We start from the raw sequence: 19038 nt of genomic DNA, 5'->3' as shown, positions 1-19038 counted from the left end.
CCCGCGGTCCCGCAGACGGGAGACCGATCTCGACCAGACCCGCCCCGTGGCGCCTGCAACGACGACTTTCATGCGGTCTCCTTCGCCGGGGCGGGACGGCCGGGCGTGACGGCCGGCGGTGCTGAGAAGGCGGCGGCGAGGTCGGATGCGCCCGCGCGCCCTGCCTTCTTGACCGGACGAAAGGTGTTGTTGTGACAAGGTGCCCGATACCCGAACCGGGGCCGTCCCGACGGCGGGTGTCCCGCGACCACGACCGCGGGAGACGTGGGCACCGCGGGACACCGGAAGGGCTTACCTACTCCACGAAGTAGGAGTCGTGCCGGTCGAAGAACGCGGAGCGCTCCTCCTCCGAGGCGTGCGCCAGCGTCGACACCTGCTCGAAGTACTCCTCGCGCGGCGCGCCCGGTGTGAACAGCAGGAGCATGTCCGCCGGTGCGTCGGAGTCGTTGCGGAAGGCGTGCAGCCCGCCTTGCGGCACGTGCACGAAGTCGCCCTTGCGGGCGTCCACGCAGCGCACACCGTCGTAGATGCGCACGGTGCCGTCCAGGATGTAGAACGACTCCGAGATCCGCTTGTGGTAGTGCGTCTTCGGGCCGCCGGCCCGCGGTCTCATCTCGACGCGGTACAGCCCGAACTCGCCGCGGGTGGTCGCGGTGGTGGCCAGATAGTGGGTGGCGTCCTTGCCCGGCCCGCTCTCGCCGAGGTCGGGTGGGGTGTCGGCAGGCCGGAACACGGCGCTGACCTCGCCGTCGTCTCCGAAGTACTTCTGTTCCGGGTAGGGGTACGACATGGTGGTTTCCTTTCCTGAGGCGGTCGGGCGGCCGCGTGCCCGCCCGCACTCGATGTGACCGGCGGGCACGGCTGGATGTGACGTCGGCGCGGCGCAGGGCCACGGTGTCATGCGGTCGGGCGTCAGCGGGTGAGGCAGTCGTGATGGGGGTGCCCCCGTCGCAGGGCCCGCACGTCCCGCACCGCCGCGGCGAACGCCTCGGGGCGTTCCTGCGGCAGGTTGTGACCGGCGTCCGCGACCTGAAGGTGCAGGCGGGGACCGGTGAAGTGGTGAGCGGTCGATGACCCGTCGGTCGCCGGGAAGTTGCCGTCGGCGGTGCCGTCCAGGGTGACCGTGGGGACGGTGATCGGAGGAAGGCCGGCGAGGCGGGCTTCCAGATCGGCGTACGCGTCCGCGCCCGGTGCCAGGCCGAGCCGGTGCCGGTAGGAATGGATGACGACGTCCACGTAGTCCGGATTGGTGAAGGCCTCGGCGGCCCGCTCCAGTTCGGCTTCGCCGAAGGCCCACACGGGGGAGTTTCGTTTCCAGATGACCCGGGCGACGCCCCGTGGATCAGCTGCCAGCCCGGTGCGGCCGCGCTCGGTGAGGAAGTAGTAGAAGTACCAGAAACCCGCTTCCAGTTCGGGAGAGACGGGGTTCATGGCGGCGCCGATGTCCTGGATCAGGTAGCCGTTGACGCAGACCAGGCCGAGGACACGTTCGGGCCACAGCGCCGCGGCGACCGTGGCCGCGCGACCGCCCCAGTCGTAGCCGGCGAGGTAGGCCCGCTCGATGCCGAGGGCGTCCAGAAGCCCGATGACGTCGGCTCCCAGGGCCGCCTGCTGGCCGGAGCGGGGAAGGGAGTCGGACAGGAATCTGGTGGTGCCGTGCCCTCGCAGGTGGGGGACGATGACCCGGAATCCGCCTTCGGCCAGCAGGGGGGCCACGTCCACGTAACTGTGGATGTCGTAGGGGAAACCGTGCAGAAGGACGACGGTGTCACCGTCGGGGGAGCCCGTCTCGTAATAGGCGACTTCGAGCACGTCGGTCGTGACGCGTCGCAGGGGGGCGAGCAGGGGCAGGGCTGGCATGCGAATCCTCCGACGAAGGAGCGGTGGGGGAGGGAGCCGCGGTTCCGGTCGAGCGCGGCTGGCGGTACCGGGCGGTGTCGCCGGGTCCGGCCCTCGGCAACAGTGTGCACAGTGTGCATGAGAAGGCTGTCCTGTTAGTGTCATGAGTGTTGGCGTCATAATGGATTCGCCCGTGCACGACGGGATCTCCTCTCCGCAGGGAACTGTCTCCCCGCACAGACCGGCCTCCGCCACCAGCTGTGACAGCGAAGAAAGCCCTGCTCAACGCTGTGCCGCGGCAGTGCCGTTCGGACCCCGCGGTCCGTGACGGCCCGAGGACGCGGGCGTCCCGGGCGCACACCCCCTCCGTGTCCCTTTCGAACGGGCGCGGAACATCCGACCGACCAAGGTGATGACCATGGAAACTGAAAGTGTTCTGCATCCCGGCTTCCTCGTGCCCGTCGGGCACGTGGAGCCGGTGCCCCGCCGTATCAGAGGCGTGATCGGCGGTCGCACCGTCTTCGACACGCGGCGCGCCCTGTACGTCTGGGAGTGGCAGGCCTATCCGCAGTTCAGCATCCCGGTGCGGGACCTCGTCGACGGCGTCCTCGACGACGAAGGGGTCGCCGAGGAGCACGGTGCGGGCACCGCGCACCGGCACACCCTGTCCGTGGGCGGGGACTCACGCCCCGGTGCTGCCTGGGTGTGGGGGAAGGACGCCCCGGCGCCGCTCCAGGGCACGGTGCGCTTCGAGTGGCCGGCCATCGACTACTGGTTCGAGGAGGACGAACCCGTCTTCGTCCACCCCCGGAGCCCGTACTCGCGTGTGGACGCCGTGCGTTCCTCCAGCAGCGTCCGCGTGGAACTGGAGGGCGTGGTCCTGGCGGAGGCGCCGGCGTGCGTCAAGCTCTTCGAGACCGGTCTGCCGACGCGTTACTACCTCGACCGCGCGCACGTCGACTGGACCCGACTGCGGCGGACCGACACGGTGACCCGCTGCCCGTACAAGGGAACGACGAGCGGCTACTGGTCGTTCGACGGCCAAACCGCCACCCACGAGGACATCGCCTGGGCGTACGACTTCCCGACCATCCACGCCAACCGCATCGCGGGCCTGACGGCCTTCTACAACGAGCACGTCGACCTGTTCGTGGACGGGGAGCCGCTGCCGAAGCCCGGCGCATTCCGTTCCTAGCCTCCGCTCCGGGGTCCGGTCCCGGGCCGTGTTCGACGGCCCGGGACCTTTCGATGTCACACATCCGCTCCGGGCCTGGTCCCATGGTGTGAAAAGTCCTCCTTAATCGCCAGAGAAGGAACACGCCATGAACGACATCGTTCTCGAGCCCGCCGCGCAGGACTTCGCCGACGCGACCGCCAAGCCGCCGCTGCTGTACGAGCTCGGGGTCGAGGGCGCGCGCAAGCTGCTCGACGACGTGCAGGCGCAGCCCGTCGAGAAGCCCGACGTGGACGAGAAGTGGATCACCGTTCCGGCGGAGGTCGGCGACGTGCGGGTGCGCATCCTGAAGCCGCTCGGCAGCTCTGGCCTCCTGCCCGTCATCCTCTACGTGCACGGCGGCGGCTGGATCCTCGGCAACGCCGGCACGCACGACCGGCTCGTGCGCGAGCTGACCGTCGGGGTGAAGGCGGCCCTGGTGTTCGTGGAGTACGACCGCTCCCCGGAGGCCAAGTACCCGGTCGCCATCGAGCAGGCCTACGCGACCGCCCGGTGGATCACCACCGAGGGTGCCGGGGAAGGGCTCGACGCCTCCCGCCTGGCCGTCGCCGGTGACTCGGTCGGCGGCAACATGACCGCCGCCCTGACCCACATGGCCAAGCAGCGGGGCGACGTGGCCTTCGTGCACCAGTCGCTGTACTACCCCGTCACCGACGCGGCCCAGGACACCGAGAGCTACCGGACCTTCGCGCACGGCCCGCATCTCACGGCCAAGGCCATGGAATGGTTCTGGGACGCCTACACCACCGACCCAGCCGAGCGCGCCCAGATCACCGCCTCGCCCCTGCGGGCGACACTGGAAGACCTCCGGGACCTGCCGCCGGCGCTCGTCGTCGTCGACGAGAACGACGTGCTGCGCGACGAGGGCGAGGCTTATGCCCGCAAGCTCGTCCAGGCCGGCGTGCCGACGACCAGCATCCGCTACAACGCCTCCCTGCACGACTTCATGATGCTGAACCCGGTCCGCGGCACCCAGGCGTCGACCGCCGCGATCGAGCAGGCCGTCCACGTGCTGCGCAAGGCCCTCGGAACCGACTGACACCGCACACCCGACCACACTCCCCCCAGCACGTCGAAAGGCCACTCTCATGAGTGCACACAAGCCCACCATCGTCCTCGTGCATGGCGCGTTCGCGGACGCCTCCAGCTGGAACGGCGTCGTCGACAAACTCCTCGCGCACGACTATCCGGTGATCGCCGTCGCCAATCCGCTGCGCGGACTGACCACCGACGCCGACTACGTCCGACAGATCGTGACGTCCGTCGAGGGCCCTGTCGTCCTCGTCGGCCATTCCTACGGCGGGTCCGTCATCAGCAACGCGGCCAAGGGGCTGCCCGGGGTCAAGGCGCTCGTCTTCGTCGCGGCGTTCCTGCCGGAGGAGGGCGAGAGCGCCGTCACCCTGTCGGGCAAGTTCCCTGGCAGTACCCTCGGAGACACGCTCCGGCCCGTGCCGGTGACGCTGCCCGACGGCAGTCAGGTCATGGACCTGTACATCGAACAGGCCAAGTTCCACGAGCAGTTCGCCGCCGATGTCCCCGAGGAGACCACGGCCGTCATGGCCGTGACACAGCGGCCGGTGGCCGAAGCCGCTCTGTCGGAGGGCGCGTCCGCGCCGGCGTGGCGGGACATTCCCTCCTGGGTGCTGGTGGCGGACGGGGACCGGAACATCCCCCCGCAGGCGCAGACCTACATGGCCGAGCGGGCCGGGGCCTCGGTCATGAAGGTCTCCGCCTCCCACGCGGTCAGCGTCTCGCGCCCCGGTGACGTGGCCCGTCTGATCAACGAGGCGGCCCAGGCGACAGCCTGAGCGCCGGAAGCCCGCGCCTGACGGACGCGGGGTGCGGGGTCCGGTTTCCCAGCCGGACCCCGCACCCCGCGTTCTTGTGTGGGCCTGACGCGTCACGGCAGTGGTGTGGGCTCCGCGAGCAGCGTGGGCACCGTGATGATCGTGACGTCGTTGGTCAGCAGCCGATGGACAGGACAGCGTCCCGCGACCGCCAGGAGCTGGTCCTGCTGTGCGGGGGTCAACTCCCCGACGAGCCCTATGTTCTTGACCACCTGCCCCTGTGCGCCGAAGCGGACCGCGACGTCCACCCGGTCCAGCGGCCATTCGTGGCGCTGCGCGTAGGCCCGCACCGCCATGGACGTGCACGCTCCGAGCGCGGCCAGGAGGAGTTCGCCCGGGGTGGGGCCGGTGTCGGTGCCGACGGGCTCCGGTTCGTCGGCTGTCAGGCGGTGGGTACCGATCGCCACGGAGCGCGCGAGCTGCTTTCCTTCGGCCACGGTAACGATGCGCGTGTTCATGCTTGCCTCTCAGCCGAGGTAGGGGCAGAGGCACGACCTGTGCCTCCCGAAGGTCAGACCGTGCGGGGTGCGCGACTGTGACGGCCTGCCTGCCCGTAGCCGGCTGCAAGCGCGTGGTGCGGGGCGGCGGTTGCCGCCCCGCGGGTGATCAGGGGGTGTTCAACGGGACTGGTCGGTGGGGCGTACGAGGATCTCGTTGACCGCGACGTGGTCGGGCTGTGTCACGGCGTAGACCACCGCGGCCGCGATGTCCTCCGGCTGAAGGGTCCGCATCGACTCGGCCATGGTCCTGACCGCGGCACGCCTGGCGGGGTCCGTGATGTGGTCGGCCAACTCGGTCGAGACGAAGCCCGGCTCCACGAGGACGACGCGGACCCCCTGCTCGGTCACCTCCTGGCGCAACGCCTCGGCGAAGGCGTTGACGCCGAACTTGGTGGCGGAGTAGACGGCGGCGCCGGCCGAGGAGATGCGGCCCGAGGTGGAGGAGATCTGGACCACCGCGCCGCGGGAGCGCAGCAGGTGGGGCAGCGCGGCGTGCACCGTGTACATGGAGCCCAGCAGGTTGGTCTCCACCATGCGGGTCCATTCCGCGAGGTCCGCGTCCAGGATGGGGCCGGTGAGCATGATGCCGGCGTTGTTCACGACGATGTCGAGGGTGCCGAAGCGCTCGACGGTCCGGTCGACGGCCTTGCGGACCGACGCGGGGTCGCTGACGTCCATGTCGAGGACGAGGATCTCCCCGGGCGCTTCCTGCGCGAGTGCTTCGAGCCGGTCGGTCCTGCGGCCGCCGACGGCCACGGTGGCCCCCGCCTTGGACAGCGCCAGTGCGGTCGCCCTGCCGATGCCGGACGAGGCGCCGGTGACGAGGACGACCTTGGGGTCGAGAACGGAACTCATGTCATCTCCGAAAAGAGGTGGTGGGGTGAGACGGGCAGGCCGTGGCGTGTGCGAGGACAGGGACAAGGCGGCCCGAGAAGGTGACCGAGGGGTCATGTTGTGCCAGAGTAACACTGAATATGACCCGCGAGTCATATTCAGTGTTAATGTTGTGACACTCAGAGGGAGGTGTCATGACCGGAAGAGCCACGGCGGTGCGGGCCAGGGCCGACAGCGTGCGCAATCGGCGACTGCTCCTGCGAGCGGCCACCGAGGCGTTCGCCGAATGCGGGGTGGATGTGTCGATGCACACGATCGCCCAGCGGGCCGGCGTCGCCAAGGGCACGGTGTTCCGGCACTTCCCGACGAAGGACGACCTTCTCGCGGCGATCACGATGCAGCTGCTCGACCGGCTGCTCGACACGGCGGACCGGCTCCTGCGCGCCGGCGACGCCGGTCGTGCGCTGAAGGACTTCATGGCCCACGGAATCGGTCTGCTCGCCGCCGACCGCGCGTTCTGCGACGTCATCGGCCGGCCCTCGTTGCAGCACGCGGACGTACGCGAGGCGATCGACCGGCTCTGCGACACGGTGGAGGACCTCACCGCCCGGGCCCGAGCACAAGGCGCCGTCCGCGGAGACATCACCGGCACCGACGTCGTGCTGCTCCTCGGCGGCGTCCACCAGACCGCCCAGCCGCTGTTGGACCGCGAACCGCGGGCGTGGGAACGCTTCCTGGAGATCGCGTTCGACGGACTGCGGGCCCGTGACCGCGCGGCCCTGCCGCATCCACCCCCCGCCCGCCTGCGGATGGTGGACCCGTCGGGCGTCTCCCCACCGGCGAGGACGTGACACTAAGTGGCACATCATCAGTGTGTTGTGAAATCATGCCGCAGCTTCTGTCTCGATCAGCCGTTCGGCCAGCCGGGTACGGACAAGGGCGGGTAACGTCTGAGTCATGCCGTTGCGACGGCTGCGGCTCCGGATTCTCGGCGTGGGGGTCGCTCCATGGATCATGTCGTTGGCGCGGTGCCGCTCGCCGAGTCGTTCGACGAACGGCGGCACCTGCTGGACGTCGCCTGCCGCGCGCTCGGCAGCCGCGTCGCGGCCGAACGCGTCGTCGACGAGGCCTACCGGCGGTGGTACCGCCTCACCGATCCGGAGCGGGTCCGGATGCCGTCCCCCCGGATCTGGCTCACCCAGGTCGTGGACGAGGCGTGCCTGACGCGACCGGCGCCGGCGTGGCCCGGTGGGGAGCAGCGGGAGATCCTGGCCCTGCGGGCGACGTGCGGCCAGGACCTGGAACCGGTCGACTGGGCCCGGTTGAGCCTGGGTGCGCGGCGTGCGCGGCCCGTGTCGGCGCGTCGCGAGCATGCGATCACTGTTGCCGTGCAGCAGGCGTGCAGCGATCAGGACGGCACCCGCCTGCGGTCGCTGCTGGCCCCCGATGCGACAGCCGTCTTCGACAGCGGCGGCAAGATCCGGGCGCTGACCCGGCCCGTCCGCGGCGACGAGCAGGTCGCCGGCAGTCTGCTGGTGCTGCTGGGCGGACAGCGGCGCGTGACCCTGCGCACCGGATCGGTCAACGGGCGCACCGGTCTCGTCGCCCGGTGCGACGACCAGGTCGCCGCCGTGCTCAGCTTCGACATCGCGGACTCGCTGGTCGTACAGGTCTGGGCGGTTCTCAACCCCGAGAAGCTGCGTAGCTGGAACCGTTCCCTTCCCGGGTGAGCTCACGTGCCACGGCGTCCCCGGGACGCGCGGGCAGGGGCGCACTGGCGGCGCGGTGTCCGAGGAAGGCGGCGATCTTGTCGGGGGTGAACACCCACAGAACCCGGTGGATCCCCCGCCGTGAGGCGGCGATGGTCATGAAGGTGGCGGGGCGGCCGTCCCGGTACAGCAGGACCCCGGCGCGCCCGTTGGCCTGCACGGGTGCGATCTCGACCGTCGGCCAGAAGCGTGACGAGGCGGTCGACAGGTTCGCCACCCGGACACGGCCGACCACGGGTACGCGGGCCGCGCCGCGCAGCCCGTTGCCGTCGGACAGACTGACCGCGTCGGGCGTCAGGAGCGCTTCCAGCGAAGCCACGTCCCCTTCCTGGGCGGCCGCGACGAAAGCATCGAGCAGTCTGCGGTGCTCCTGGACGTCGACACTGTCCCGATCGTCGTCCGTGAGGTGCTTGCGCGCCCTGCTCACGATCTTCCTGGCGTTGACCGGGGTGAGGCGCAGTATCTCCGCGATCTCCACGTAGCCGTACTCGAAGGCCTCCCTCAGTACGTAGGCGGCCCGTTCGGTGGGTGTGAGCTTCTGCAGCACGAGGAGCAGGGCGAGTTCCAGGGCCTCGGCGCGTTCGGCGCCGGCCACCGGGTCGATGCTGGTGTCGATGGGTTCGGGCAGCCAGGGCCCGATGTAGGTCTCGCGGCGGACGCGGGCGGACTGCGCCACGTTGATGGCCAGCCTCGTCGTCGTGCTCGACAGGAACGCCGCGGGGCTGACCACCGCCGAACGGTCGGTCCGCTGCCAGCGCAGCCACGCCTCCTGCACGACGTCCTCGGCTTCCGTCGCGCTGCCCAGGATGCGGTAGGCGATACCGAAGAGCCGGGGCCGCAGTTCCACGAAGGTGGTGACGGCGTCGGCGAGGTTCGTGTCCGCGGGAGGTGCCTCTGGATACATGTCCCTCTGACTCCATTCCTCCGGGGCCCGGGTTGTCGGAATGCGACCACGAGGCGCTCACGGACCCGGCGATCGTCTCCCTCTCAACGACCGAGCGACCATGGACGATGTGACAGTGCTTTTCCGGAGCACAAAAAAGGGCCTGTCGTTCTACCGGGAGTAGAACGACAGGCCAGGAAGATGCGGCTACTGCTGCTGGGCGAGCCAGTCGACGAAACGGGTCTCGCCGATGCGGGCGTCCGGGCCGGGAAGCAGCGTGGTCTCCTGCAACTCGGCGCCGAAGTAAGGGGCGTGCACGTCGGCGACGACCGTACGCGGGTCGTTCTTGGCGGCGAGACCCTTGCGGATCAGCTCGTCCAACTGGAAGGTGTCGGGACCGGTCACCTCGACCACACCGTTGACCGGTGCGCCCACGGCGGTGCGGCCCACGGTGGCGGCGACGTCGTCCGAATGGACGGGCTGGATCTTCACCGGGGCCAGCTTGACGGTGTCGCCCTCGGTCGCCGACTCGGCGATGCCCTTCATGAACTCGAAGAACTGCGTGGCGTGCACGATCGACCACGGGATCCCGGAAGCCTTGATCAGTTCCTCCTGGGCCTGCTTGGCACGGAAGTAGCCGCTCTCCTGGAGCCGCTCCGTACCCACCACCGAAAGCGCGACGTGGTGGGTGACACCGGCGTTCGCCTCCGCCTTGAGGAGGTTGGTGGTGGACGTACGGAAGAACTCCATGACGGCGTCGTCGGCGAAGGAGGGCGAGTTGGAGACGTCGATCACGACGGCCGCGCCCTCCAGCACCTCGGCCAGGCCCTCGCCCGTCAGCGTGTTGACGCCGGTGTTCGGGGCGGCCGCGACCGCCTCGTGGCCGTGTTCGTTGAGCTTGCTGACGACCTTCGAGCCGATCAGTCCGGTGCCGCCGATCACTACGACCTTCATGGGGACGTTCCTTTCACTCATTCTCATCTGCTGTCTGCACGAGGTATGACCGGGAATTGATCGGCGCTGTGACACCTTTCCCGAATTCCGGAAAGCTTCTCCGGGCAGGAGGATTCCTATTCGACGAGCTTTCCGTCCGCCGAGACGTCCTCCATCAGGGCGGCGATTTCGTCGGGAACGGGACTGATGGGCTCGCGGGTGATGCCGTCGGTCGGGGACCAGACGAGGTTCACCCGCAGCGCGGGGTCCATGTCGGGGTAGTCGCTGCGGTTGTGGCATCCGCGTGTCTCGCGCCGCTCCAGTGCCGCTTCCAGGGTGGCCCGGGCCGCCAGTGCCGACGACTTCAGGTCGAAGGCGTGGGCGAGGTCCTGGAAGCCCGCGATGTCCGGATGGACGCCGACGTTGTCCATGCGCTTCTCGATGGCGTCCAGTTCCGCCAGTCCGGTGCGCAGGCCCTCCTCGTCACGGACCACGCCCGCGTGCTCGGTCATGGTGTTGCGGATCGCGCGCTGCAGGGCTCGCACGTTCTCGGGTCCGTCCGCGGCGAGCAGGTCGTCGACCTCCGCCCGGGCCTCGGCCACCGCGGTGGCCGAGCGCGGCTGCGCGGTCAGCGACTCCGAGTAGGCGGCCGCCGCCTGTCCGGTGATGCGGCCGTACACCAGCAGCTCGATGAGGCTGTTGCCACCGAGCCGGTTGGCGCCGTGCAGTCCGCTGGAGGCCTCGCCGATGGCGTACAGGCCCCGTACGTCCGTGCTGTGGTCCTCGGGGCGCACCCACACACCGCCCATCGAGTAGTGGGCGGTGGGCGCGACCTCGATGGGATCCCGGGTGATGTCCAGCATCTGCAGGTCCAGCAGTGTCTGGTAGACGCGGGGGAGGCGGTTCATGATGGTCTGCCGGGGCAGGTGGGAGACGTCGAGCCACACCCCGCCGTTGGGCGTGCCGCGGCCCTCCTTGATCTCGGTGTAGGAGGCGAGGGCGACCCGGTCGCGGGTGGACAGCTCCATGCGCACGGGGTCGTAGCGGTTCATGTACCGCTCGCCGAGCGCGTTGCGCAGGATGCCGCCCTCGCCGCGGGCCGCCTCGCTCACCAGGGTCCCGGCCGCGTTCTCCGGCTCGATGATGCCGGAGGGGTGGAACTGGACGAGTTCCGGGTCGCGCAGCCGGGCTCCGGCCTCCGCGGCCAGCCGGAAGGAGTCGCCGGTGTTCTCGTCGCGCCGTGACGAGGTGCGCCGCCAGATCCGGGTGTGGCCGCCGGCCGCGAGGATGACGGCGTCCGCGTGCACGAGGTAGCGCCTGCCGTCGGCGAGGCCGAAGCCGTAGGCGCCGAAGACGGCGCCGTCGTGGACCAGGAGACGGGTGATGTAGACGTTGTCGAGCACCGGTATGTCCAGCTGGTTCGCGCGCCGGATGAGCGTGCGCTGGATCTCCAGGCCCGTGTAGTCGCCCGCGAAGGCGGTGCGGCGGAACTTGTGGGCGCCGAAGAACCGCTGGGAGATCCGGCCGTCCTCCTCCCGGGCGAAGGCCATGCCGTAGCGCTCCAGGTCGTCGATGCCGAGGGCGGCTCCCCGGGTGACGATCTCGGCGGTGCGGGGGTCGCCGAGGAGGTAGCTCTCCTTGAGGGTGTCGGCGGCGTGCTGCTGCCAGGTGTCCTCGGGGTCCATCGTGGCCAGGGCCGCATTGATCCCCCCGGCGGCGAGGGAGGTGTGGGTGTCCTCCTTGGGGCGCTTGCCGACGGCGAGGACATCGACGCCGGCCTCGGCCAGCTCGATGGCCGCGCGCAGGCCCGCTCCGCCGGTGCCGATCACCAGCACTGTGGTGGAAAGACGTTGTTCGGTGGCAACCACGATTGCTCCCATCGCTCGGGGTGGTCACCTGCTACGACCAGGTGGAGTGAGGGTTTGTGACACCGTCGCCCTGTTCCGGACCCGCCTGCGGGTGTCACACCCTGGCGGCCGGGCCGGTCATACCGCGTACGCCGGCCGGGCGCACGAAGCCCGTGCGGTCCGCAACCGCCGGTCGGTGAAGGGGAGGTGGGGACGATGGCCTACGTCATCGCGGAGCCGTGCGTCGACGTCAAGGACCGGGCGTGTGTGATCGAGTGCCCGGTCGACTGCATCTACGAGGGCGAGCGGACGCTGTACATCGATCCCTGGGAGTGCGTCGACTGCCACGCCTGCGAGCCGGTCTGCCCGGTCGAGGCCGTCTTCCACGAGGACGACCTGCCGGCACAGTGGGCGCATTACCGGACCGTGAACGCCGAGTACTTCCGCGACGCGCCGGGGGAAGGCACCGGGCGGGCCGCACGGGCCGATCACCCCGTGGTCGCCGCCCTGCCCTCACAGCACGCCGTCAAGAACGGCCTGTCGGGGTTCGCCGCCCGCAAGGAGGAGTCCGCGGACGCCGACCTGTGGTTCCCGTCATGAACCGCCCAGCCCGGTGCGGCGGACCGGGCTGGGCGTGCGGCGGAGCGACGGAACCGGCACCGGGGACGGCGTGCGGCGGACCGGCGGGTCAGGCCCCCAGGGACAGCACGTAGGGGTTCAGCTTGACCGGGTTCATCACCCACATGATGCGCTCGATGCCGGCCTCGGACGCGTCCACGCACAGCAGGGCCACCGGCGCGTTGTCCCGTGCGACGAGCACGGCGGGCCGGCCGTTGGCCTCGACGAACCGGGTCTCGGCATCCGGCCAGAACCGCGGGGCGAAGGCAGCCAGGTAACGCGAGACGTGATCGCGGCCGATGACAGGGATCCTGGACGCGCCGCGGATGCCGCCGCCGTCCGAATAGCTGACGACGTCCGAGGTCAGCAGGTCCTCCAGGGTGGAGAGATCTCCCGTGCGCGCGGCGGAGAGGAAGCCTTCGAGCAGACGCCGGTGGGCCGCGGGGCTGACGCTTTCCTTGCGCTCGGCGCCCAGGTGCTTGCGCGCCCGGCTGACCAGCTGCCGGGCGTTCGCGTCGCTGGTCTCCAGGATGTCGGCGACCCGCTGGTAGGGGTAGTCGAACGCCTCCCGCAGCACGTAGGCGGCGCGTTCGATCGGGTTGAGCTTCTCCATCAGCAACAGCACCGCCAGCTCGACCGCCTCGGCGCGTTCCGCCCCCAGGTGCGGGTCCTGGGTGGTGTCGACCGGCTCGGGGAGCCAGGGCCCGACGTAGGACTCCCGGCGTACTCGCGCGGACTGGGCCAGGTTGATCGCCAGCCGGGTGGTGACCGTGGTCAGGAAGGCGGCCGGTTCGTGGATCTGCGCGCGGTCGGTGTTCTGCCATCGCAGCCAGGCGTCCTGGACGATGTCCTCGGCCTCGACGGCACTGCCGAGGATGCGGTACGCGATGCCGAACAACCGGGGTCTGGCCGCAAGGAAGTCGTCGAGACCGCGGTCGAACGTGTCGGGGTGGGCGCCAGCGCGCATGGGTCGTCCCTTCTGGCTTTGCGCCCTACATGCTACGCGCGAGGGGGAAGAGAACGCGCCGCGGGCCGCATCTGCTCACGCTATCTCTTTCACGGTCTTTGGTCACACGGTGGCAATCGTCGCGCCCGATCCGCCGGCTTCGCCCCCGGACAGCTGCCTGCCTCATGTCCGGGAAAACCGCGGGCGACGGGTGCAGGGGCTGTGTGAGAGGGCGGGCTGTCACACATGCGCGCGGTCCCCGGTCACCAGTGACGAACGATGTTCACGCCTACGGAAGGTGCAACACAGTGTCGGACAACATGACAGCACACGACCACTCCGCCCACGGCCACCACGGGCACGGCGACCAGGAGGGGACCGGCGGCTGGACGACGGCGGCCAGGGTGCTCCAGGACGCCGCCCCGATCACCGTCCCGGAGGGGGCGTCGGCGATGACCATCCTCGTCGAGTGGGAGCCGGGCGACCCGGGCACGCCCCCGCACCGGCACTCCGGCCCCGCTTTCGGCTACGTCATCGAGGGCGCGGTCCGTTTCGAGCTCGAGGGCGAGCCCGAGCGCGTGGTGGAGGCGGGCGGCACCTTCTGGGAGCCCGGCGGCGACGCCATTCACTACCAGGACGGCAACGCCCTTTCCGACGCGCGGACCCGGTTCGTGGTGACCATGATGTGTGCTCCGGGCAAGCCCATGCTGGAACTGGTCGACGAGAAGGAACTGGCGGAACGCGCCCACCTGCGGGCACCGCGCCCCACCGCCTGACCGGGCACCAACCCGGCATGGGGACGCCCGTCGTTCTGGTGCACTGTCTGTTGACGCTGCTGTTCGTGGCGGTGTTCCTGCAGGGGCTGGCGCGGGGCGTCGGGTCCCCCAGGACCGGGTTCGGTGTCCGGGTGGACCAACTGCTGGCCGCCGCCATGGCCGTGTCCATGGCGGCGATGCCCTGGATCGACGTCCGCGCGGGGCCTGCTGCCGTCGCCGGCGGTGTCTGCACCGCCGGCGCGGTGTGGTTTCTCCTGCCGGTCGGCCGTCGGGAGGCCGGGAGGAGGGCGGCGATGACCCACCGGCTGCCGCACGCGGCCGGTATGGCCGCGATGGCCTGGATGCTGCGCGTGCCGCACGCCGGGACCGGACCGGCGCACGCAGACATCCGGTCGGCTGCGCACTCCCACGGGCCCGGCGCTCTGGGCGCTGGTGTCCCCCTGGGCAGCTCCGTGATCACTCTGTCGCTGGCGTCCTGTCTACTGGTGTATGCGCTGTGGTCGCTGACCCGCCCCATGCCCTCGCTGCGCTCGGCCGTGAGCGCGGCGCGCCGTGCCGCGGCGGCGACGCCGTCACGGCACGTGGGTGAAGGGGCGATGGCGCTCGGAACAGCCGTGATGCTGGTCCTGCCCCACTGAGAACGGGGAGGAAAGCCGGGCGCGCGTCCGGCACGGCGAAGGCGCGGTGGCCGCGGTCATGTGCTGAGTGACCGCGGACCACCGCGCCGGACGGTCGTCGCCCCACCGAGAGGCGGGTGCTGCTCATGGCAGGGCCGCGCCGAGGAGGTGAGCGCCGTTCAGGAGGGGCCTTCGTACACCGCCTTGCTCCGCATCAGGAAGTCGGAGAGATAGCCGTCGTGGGGGACGCCCGGCGCCATCCAGTGGGTCGGTTGATCGCCGAAGTACACGTTGGCGACGCTGGGTTCCGCGACCAGGGCCTCCCACAGGTCCCGATCCCGGGTCAGTGCCGACAGCACCAGCGTGTCGCGCAACGGCGCGATGCCGTCCGCGCGGGTCCAGGGCGCGATCCACACGCAGGGGAAGGGCAGTTCGGTGCGCAGTTGAGGGGCGCGAGCGCTCGCGGTCTGGTGCACGGCGGGGCGCAGCACCGCGCTGCCGTCCCCGAGGTCGTCGGCGACCCCGTCGCCGCCGAGCCAGGCGCGTGTCCCGGCCGCCACCGTTTTCAGATACGCGCTAAGAACTCGCGCCCGCTCCCTCGGACACACCGGCAGACGGGCCCTCTCGTCTTGCGGAGGAAGGCTGGGCAAGACGGCCAGACGTGCCGCGAGGGCTTCGGCGAGAGGGGCCGGGTCGCCTTCGACGAGGACGGCGGTGGCGTTGACGCACGCGGTGCCGCTCTCCCCGGCGACAGACGCGACGAGGGTGTCCAGATGGTCACGCCAGTCGGTGTCAGCGGTGATGAGGATCTTCGACCGTCCAGGCCCCTGCGGCAGGATCCTCGCGTCGTGCGCGTACTTGGTCACCACATCGTCGCCGCCGTAGACCACGGCCCGGTCCACGCCGTGGACGAGGGTGTCGGCGGTCGCGTGGTCGGTGGGCAGCAGCATGAGCTGGTCGTCCCGGATCCCGGCCTGACGCAGTGCCGCGACGAGCCGGTGAGGGGTGAAGGGCTCGCGCCGGGACGGGCGCACGGCGACGCGGTAACCCAGCGCCAGTGCCTCCAGCCAGACACGGTGTACGCCGGGATGGTTGCCGGACGCGTTGACGGCGAACACGTCGCCCTGACGCCCCCACACCGTGTGCGTCTCATGCAGGACGGGGTCACTGAGGTCGCGGGCGGCGCCGCGCGGCCTGCCTCGGTCGGCCGACGAGGCGGCGTGCCGAACGAAGTGCGCCGTGCCCCGCGTAGCGGCGCGCACCACGGCAAGGGGCGTGCCCGAGGTCCGGCTGACGAGACGTTCGTACTCCCGGACGCTCAAGCCCCCCAGGGTGCCGGCGGCGAAGGCCTCCCCGGCGGCGACGAACACGCTGTCCATGTCGGCCGCGGCGATCGGCGGCGCTTGGCGCAGGGCGCCGATCGCCCGAGCCACGTACAGCGGGGGAACCAGGCTCAGCCGCGCGATCGGGGCACCGCACACGTCGGTCACCGTGCTCGGTTCACGTGTGCGGTAAGTGCCCCGCGGGCCCAGGGCATCGAGGTACAGCGGCTCGGTGGTCGACACGGGGGCCATCAGTAAACACCCTCGATGACGGTCTCACCCTCGACCGCGGGAACCGGCGCGACGTCGGCGACGGCGTCCCCGGCGTGGCCCTCGGCCGGGCGGACCCGCAACGCGGTGTCCCGCTCCCTGTTGTTGGGGATCAGCATGGACTTGCTGACGTGGCTCACCACCACCTGGCCCCGCTCGCCCTCCGCCACCTGTTGCCCGGTATCGGGATCCACGACACTGAGGAAGACGTACGGCGAGACCGGGTCGAACACACACGGCTCCGACGCCGTGAGGCCGACCCGCTCCAAAAGCGCGGTGAGCATCATGGTGTTGCCGTACATGCCGATCACCGGCACGTCGGGAAACACCTCGGTCCGCAACAGGTCCCGGGTGTCGGGATCCATGTGGGTGCCGCCCCAGATGATCGCCTGGGCCTTGCCGTTGATGACCTCCACGAGGTCGTTGTCCCGGGCGAAGCGCTCCAGCATCGGCGTGGTGGCGGCTATGACACCGATGTCCTGCCCGAGCAGGATGCGCCGGCACTGGTCCACAAGATGGTCGGTGTAGGCGTCGACCTCGTCGCGCCGGCCCGCGGCGACGAGCTTCTTGACCCAGCGGGGATCCATGTCGACACCCAGCCCGGGGCTGCCGAGACTCGCCGCGGCCCGTTGCAGCACATCGCCGACGAGGTGCGGGCCGGTCGGTGCCACGGTCAGCCACAGTGCGCCGACGGGCAGTCCGTGGTCCTGGAGCCGACGGGCCACCTGCTCGCTGCCGTGTCGCGCCCAGTCGTCCATCTGCACGACCCGCTTCGGTGCCCCGGTCGTGCCGCCGCTCTCGAACACGTGCAGCGGTCGAACCCGCGGACCGTAGCCGCGGGGGACGAGATCGGACACCCGCACATCGCGCAGCTCGTCCGTCAGATCGGGAAAGAGCGCCAGGTCCGCCACGCCCTTGACGTCGTGCCGGGGGTCGAAATCGAGCCGGTCGATCCGTTCCAGCCAGTACCGGGACCCGGTCTCGGGAGTGAAGTGCCACTGCATGGCCGCCCTGACGTAGTCGTCGGGGTCCACCCCGTCGCAGGGGCCGGCGTCCAGAACGGTCAATGAGCCGATCGGCATGGAACAGCCTTTCTCGAAGTCGCTGAGGGCGGACGCGTGAGAGCCGCGCGTCCCGGGCGGCCCCGCGGGCCCGACCCGCTCTCGCAGAGAAGACCGAGGGGTGCAGGCGTCTGTGACAGCCCCGTGGAAACGCGGCTGCGCCCCTGCCACCGTCACAACCACGCACGTCGCCCGGTCTGACGACGGGGCCGCAGCCGACCGGCGGCGTGCCGAGGCCGAGGGAGAGGGACATGCGACAGGGACTGCGGATCGTACGCGTCGACCAGGACGACGAGCCCCGGGTGGCCGCGCTGCACCGCCGGTGCTCCGCCGCCGCCCGCTGGCACCGCTACCACCGGGCCATGGGCGACCCCGACACCTACCTGGGGCCGCTGCTGTCCCGACCTCACGCGGTGCACCTGGCGGTGCAGGACTCGCGGAAGCGGCTCGTCGCGATAGGGCATCTGCTGCCGGACGACGGTGACGCCGAGGCAGCGTTGCTGGTGGAGGACACCTGGCAGAACCGGGGGCTGGGCACCCGGCTCCTGGGGGAACTCGGCCGGTTCGCCGTCGCGTTGGGCGTACGTGAGGTCTACGGCCTGGTCCACCCCGACGACGCCCGCATGGCAGCCGTGCTGCACCGCGCCGACGTTCCGCTGCACACGGTCCCGGACACGGGCAGTGCGACGACGGTCCGGGCCCGGACGCAGGACATCGGCCTCGCCCTCGCCTCCTCGCCGGCACGGCGTGGGTGGTGGCAACGCGGTGCTCGAAAACACCGTGTGTCGGGGTCGTCAGTACTCTCCTGTGTTCCTGAAGCTGGAGTTCAGCGGGTGCTCCGACGCTCCCTCGAAAACGCGTCGCCTACGTGCGGAACCCGCACAGTGCAAGACGTGTGACAACATTGAATGAGATAGTGTTTCGACTGTCGCTCGACGGCGAGTGTTACTCCTCGCGGTTCGATGCGGGCGGCTACAAGCGAGGGGATTTGCCATGGCCGAGCTGTTCTATGACACCGACGCCGACCTGTCCATCATCCAGGGCCGCAAGGTCGCGGTCATCGGTTACGGCAGCCAGGGCCACGCCCACGCGCTGTCGCTCCGCGACTCGGGGGTGGACGTGCGCGTGGGGCTGCACGAGGGCTCCAAGTCCCGGGCGAAGGCCGAGGAGCAGGGCCTGCGTGTGGTGACGGTGGCGGAGGCCGCCGCCGAGGCCGACCTGATCATGATCCTTGTTCCGGACCCGCTCCAGGGCGAGATCTACGAGCAGTACATCGCCCCGAACCTGAAGGGCGGCGACGTGCTGTTCTTCGGGCACGGCTTCAACATCCGCTTCGGCTTCGTCGAACCGCCGGCGAACGTGGACGTGTGCATGGTCGCCCCCAAGGGGCCGGGTCACCTCGTCCGTCGCCAGTACGAGGAGGGCCGCGGCGTTCCGTGTCTGGTGGCCGTCGAGCAGGACGCGTCGGGCAACGCCTTCGCGCTCGCGCTGTCTTACGCCAAGGGCATCGGCGGCACCCGCGCCGGCGTCATCAGGACGACTTTCACCGAGGAGACCGAGACCGATCTGTTCGGTGAGCAGGCCGTGCTCGCCGGTGGCGTTTCAGCCCTGGTCAAGGCCGGTTTCGAGACGCTGACCGAGGCCGGCTACCAGCCGGAGATCGCGTACTTCGAGTGCCTGCACGAGCTGAAGCTCATCGTGGACCTCATGTACGAGGGCGGCCTGGAGAAGATGCGCTGGTC

General features: G+C 70.3%; 20 protein-coding genes. 10 read left to right on the top strand and 10 right to left on the bottom strand.

All coding sequences use genetic code 11. The features are described 5' to 3' along the window. Window positions 1-295: 295 nt before the first annotated feature. On the bottom strand, window positions 296-790 hold the full coding sequence (locus tag AOJ26_RS30860) for a cupin domain-containing protein (RefSeq protein WP_053851657.1): 495 nt from the start codon (window positions 788-790) through the stop codon (window positions 296-298). Between the two features lie 122 nt (window positions 791-912). Then, on the bottom strand, window positions 913-1860 hold the full coding sequence (locus AOJ26_RS30855) for an alpha/beta fold hydrolase (RefSeq protein WP_053851656.1): 948 nt from the start codon (window positions 1858-1860) through the stop codon (window positions 913-915). 397 nt (window positions 1861-2257) lie between these two features. Here AOJ26_RS30855 and AOJ26_RS30850 point away from each other — a divergent pair, with 397 nt between their 5' ends. The 3 genes from AOJ26_RS30850 (at window position 2258) to AOJ26_RS30840 (ending at window position 4881) form a co-directional block, all read left to right on the top strand. Next, a complete protein-coding gene (locus AOJ26_RS30850) occupies window positions 2258-3034 on the top strand; it encodes a DUF427 domain-containing protein (RefSeq protein ID WP_053851655.1) in 777 nt (258 codons plus the stop codon). 127 nt (window positions 3035-3161) lie between these two features. Then, on the top strand, window positions 3162-4112 hold the full coding sequence (locus tag AOJ26_RS30845; protein ID WP_053851654.1) for an alpha/beta hydrolase: 951 nt from the start codon (window positions 3162-3164) through the stop codon (window positions 4110-4112). A gap of 49 nt (window positions 4113-4161) precedes the next feature. Further along, window positions 4162-4881 carry an alpha/beta fold hydrolase gene (locus AOJ26_RS30840; RefSeq protein WP_053851653.1) on the top strand — a complete coding sequence of 240 codons (720 nt, stop codon included), beginning with the start codon at window positions 4162-4164 and terminating at the stop codon, window positions 4879-4881. A gap of 92 nt (window positions 4882-4973) precedes the next feature. On the opposite strand, the gene AOJ26_RS30835 is transcribed toward AOJ26_RS30840, so the two are convergent. Together AOJ26_RS30835 and AOJ26_RS30830 are read right to left on the bottom strand one after the other, a co-directional pair. After that, window positions 4974-5378 (bottom strand): OsmC family protein, encoded by a 405-nt coding sequence (locus AOJ26_RS30835; protein WP_053851652.1) that lies wholly within the window; start codon window positions 5376-5378, stop codon window positions 4974-4976. 159 nt (window positions 5379-5537) lie between these two features. Beyond that, on the bottom strand, window positions 5538-6275 hold the full coding sequence (locus AOJ26_RS30830; RefSeq protein ID WP_053851651.1) for an SDR family NAD(P)-dependent oxidoreductase: 738 nt from the start codon (window positions 6273-6275) through the stop codon (window positions 5538-5540). A 173-nt stretch (window positions 6276-6448) separates the two neighbouring features. On the opposite strand from AOJ26_RS30830, the gene AOJ26_RS30825 reads away from it, so the two are divergent. Both AOJ26_RS30825 and AOJ26_RS30820 read left to right on the top strand, forming a co-directional pair. Continuing rightward, window positions 6449-7105 (top strand): TetR/AcrR family transcriptional regulator, encoded by a 657-nt coding sequence (locus AOJ26_RS30825; RefSeq protein WP_053851650.1) that lies wholly within the window; start codon window positions 6449-6451, stop codon window positions 7103-7105. Window positions 7106-7261: 156 nt separating this feature from the next. Beyond that, window positions 7262-7984, top strand: coding sequence for a hypothetical protein (locus tag AOJ26_RS30820; RefSeq protein WP_053851649.1), 723 nt, complete (start codon window positions 7262-7264; stop codon window positions 7982-7984). Here the strand turns inward: AOJ26_RS30820 and AOJ26_RS30815 are convergent. From AOJ26_RS30815 to AOJ26_RS30805, 3 genes are all read right to left on the bottom strand, one after another. After that, entirely contained in the window at window positions 7938-8927 is a 990-nt protein-coding gene (locus AOJ26_RS30815) for an RNA polymerase sigma-70 factor (RefSeq protein ID WP_078960090.1), read from the bottom strand. The two genes, AOJ26_RS30820 and AOJ26_RS30815, sit on opposite strands and share 47 nt — an antisense overlap. Before the next feature lie 186 nt (window positions 8928-9113). Further along, window positions 9114-9860, bottom strand: a complete 747-nt coding sequence (locus tag AOJ26_RS30810) for an SDR family oxidoreductase (RefSeq protein ID WP_053851648.1) — start codon at window positions 9858-9860, stop codon at window positions 9114-9116. 116 nt (window positions 9861-9976) lie between these two features. Further along, the gene (locus AOJ26_RS30805) at window positions 9977-11719 is read right to left on the bottom strand and encodes an L-aspartate oxidase (protein WP_053851647.1); all 1743 of its coding nucleotides are present in this window, start codon (window positions 11717-11719) and stop codon (window positions 9977-9979) included. A gap of 183 nt (window positions 11720-11902) precedes the next feature. On the opposite strand from AOJ26_RS30805, the gene fdxA reads away from it, so the two are divergent. Continuing rightward, a complete protein-coding gene (fdxA, locus tag AOJ26_RS30800) occupies window positions 11903-12286 on the top strand; it encodes a ferredoxin (RefSeq protein ID WP_063790347.1) in 384 nt (127 codons plus the stop codon). Window positions 12287-12374: 88 nt separating this feature from the next. Here the strand turns inward: fdxA and AOJ26_RS30795 are convergent, their stop codons facing one another. After that, window positions 12375-13271 carry an RNA polymerase sigma-70 factor gene (locus AOJ26_RS30795; protein ID WP_053851646.1) on the bottom strand — a complete coding sequence of 299 codons (897 nt, stop codon included), beginning with the start codon at window positions 13269-13271 and terminating at the stop codon, window positions 12375-12377. A 299-nt stretch (window positions 13272-13570) separates the two neighbouring features. On the opposite strand from AOJ26_RS30795, the gene AOJ26_RS30790 reads away from it, so the two are divergent. Continuing rightward, window positions 13571-14026, top strand: a complete 456-nt coding sequence (locus AOJ26_RS30790; protein WP_053851658.1) for a cupin domain-containing protein — start codon at window positions 13571-13573, stop codon at window positions 14024-14026. A gap of 17 nt (window positions 14027-14043) precedes the next feature. Continuing rightward, entirely contained in the window at window positions 14044-14664 is a 621-nt protein-coding gene (locus AOJ26_RS30785) for a DUF5134 domain-containing protein (RefSeq protein ID WP_053851645.1), read from the top strand. A gap of 158 nt (window positions 14665-14822) precedes the next feature. Here the strand turns inward: AOJ26_RS30785 and AOJ26_RS30780 are convergent, their stop codons facing one another. Together AOJ26_RS30780 and AOJ26_RS30775 are read right to left on the bottom strand one after the other, a co-directional pair. Next, window positions 14823-16217, bottom strand: a complete 1395-nt coding sequence (locus AOJ26_RS30780; RefSeq protein ID WP_053851644.1) for an aldehyde dehydrogenase family protein — start codon at window positions 16215-16217, stop codon at window positions 14823-14825. Further along, window positions 16217-17317 (bottom strand): phenazine antibiotic biosynthesis protein, encoded by a 1101-nt coding sequence (locus tag AOJ26_RS30775; protein WP_053851643.1) that lies wholly within the window; start codon window positions 17315-17317, stop codon window positions 16217-16219. Before AOJ26_RS30775 ends, AOJ26_RS30780 begins: the two co-directional genes overlap by 1 nt. Before the next feature lie 230 nt (window positions 17318-17547). On the opposite strand from AOJ26_RS30775, the gene AOJ26_RS30770 reads away from it, so the two are divergent. Together AOJ26_RS30770 and ilvC are read left to right on the top strand one after the other, a co-directional pair. Then, window positions 17548-18195, top strand: coding sequence for a GNAT family N-acetyltransferase (locus tag AOJ26_RS30770; protein WP_063790346.1), 648 nt, complete (start codon window positions 17548-17550; stop codon window positions 18193-18195). 94 nt (window positions 18196-18289) lie between these two features. Further along, window positions 18290-19038: ketol-acid reductoisomerase (ilvC, locus tag AOJ26_RS30765; RefSeq protein ID WP_053851642.1), on the top strand; the 749-nt coding region annotated here is incomplete at its 3' end.

Source organism: Streptomyces sp. NRRL B-24085 (assembly GCF_001282115.1).
Lineage (GTDB): Bacteria > Actinomycetota > Actinomycetes > Streptomycetales > Streptomycetaceae > Streptomyces.
This window is presented reverse-complemented; position numbering and strand designations above follow the sequence as displayed.

What these genes read in the sequence shown, in the direction of transcription:
- AOJ26_RS30860 (WP_053851657.1), bottom strand. Translation starts at nt 790, where the DNA reads ATGTCGTACCCCTACCCGGAACAGAAGTACTTCGGAGACGACGGCGAG.
- AOJ26_RS30855 (WP_053851656.1), bottom strand. Translation starts at nt 1,860, where the DNA reads ATGCCAGCCCTGCCCCTGCTCGCCCCCCTGCGACGCGTCACGACCGAC.
- AOJ26_RS30850 (WP_053851655.1), top strand. Translation starts at nt 2,258, where the DNA reads ATGGAAACTGAAAGTGTTCTGCATCCCGGCTTCCTCGTGCCCGTCGGG.
- AOJ26_RS30845 (WP_053851654.1), top strand. Translation starts at nt 3,162, where the DNA reads ATGAACGACATCGTTCTCGAGCCCGCCGCGCAGGACTTCGCCGACGCG.
- AOJ26_RS30840 (WP_053851653.1), top strand. Translation starts at nt 4,162, where the DNA reads ATGAGTGCACACAAGCCCACCATCGTCCTCGTGCATGGCGCGTTCGCG.
- AOJ26_RS30835 (WP_053851652.1), bottom strand. Translation starts at nt 5,378, where the DNA reads ATGAACACGCGCATCGTTACCGTGGCCGAAGGAAAGCAGCTCGCGCGC.
- AOJ26_RS30830 (WP_053851651.1), bottom strand. Translation starts at nt 6,275, where the DNA reads ATGAGTTCCGTTCTCGACCCCAAGGTCGTCCTCGTCACCGGCGCCTCG.
- AOJ26_RS30825 (WP_053851650.1), top strand. Translation starts at nt 6,449, where the DNA reads ATGACCGGAAGAGCCACGGCGGTGCGGGCCAGGGCCGACAGCGTGCGC.
- AOJ26_RS30820 (WP_053851649.1), top strand. Translation starts at nt 7,262, where the DNA reads ATGGATCATGTCGTTGGCGCGGTGCCGCTCGCCGAGTCGTTCGACGAA.
- AOJ26_RS30815 (WP_078960090.1), bottom strand. Translation starts at nt 8,927, where the DNA reads ATGTATCCAGAGGCACCTCCCGCGGACACGAACCTCGCCGACGCCGTC.
- AOJ26_RS30810 (WP_053851648.1), bottom strand. Translation starts at nt 9,860, where the DNA reads ATGAAGGTCGTAGTGATCGGCGGCACCGGACTGATCGGCTCGAAGGTC.
- AOJ26_RS30805 (WP_053851647.1), bottom strand. Translation starts at nt 11,719, where the DNA reads ATGGGAGCAATCGTGGTTGCCACCGAACAACGTCTTTCCACCACAGTG.
- fdxA (WP_063790347.1), top strand. Translation starts at nt 11,903, where the DNA reads ATGGCCTACGTCATCGCGGAGCCGTGCGTCGACGTCAAGGACCGGGCG.
- AOJ26_RS30795 (WP_053851646.1), bottom strand. Translation starts at nt 13,271, where the DNA reads ATGCGCGCTGGCGCCCACCCCGACACGTTCGACCGCGGTCTCGACGAC.
- AOJ26_RS30790 (WP_053851658.1), top strand. Translation starts at nt 13,571, where the DNA reads ATGACAGCACACGACCACTCCGCCCACGGCCACCACGGGCACGGCGAC.
- AOJ26_RS30785 (WP_053851645.1), top strand. Translation starts at nt 14,044, where the DNA reads ATGGGGACGCCCGTCGTTCTGGTGCACTGTCTGTTGACGCTGCTGTTC.
- AOJ26_RS30780 (WP_053851644.1), bottom strand. Translation starts at nt 16,217, where the DNA reads ATGGCCCCCGTGTCGACCACCGAGCCGCTGTACCTCGATGCCCTGGGC.
- AOJ26_RS30775 (WP_053851643.1), bottom strand. Translation starts at nt 17,317, where the DNA reads ATGCCGATCGGCTCATTGACCGTTCTGGACGCCGGCCCCTGCGACGGG.
- AOJ26_RS30770 (WP_063790346.1), top strand. Translation starts at nt 17,548, where the DNA reads ATGCGACAGGGACTGCGGATCGTACGCGTCGACCAGGACGACGAGCCC.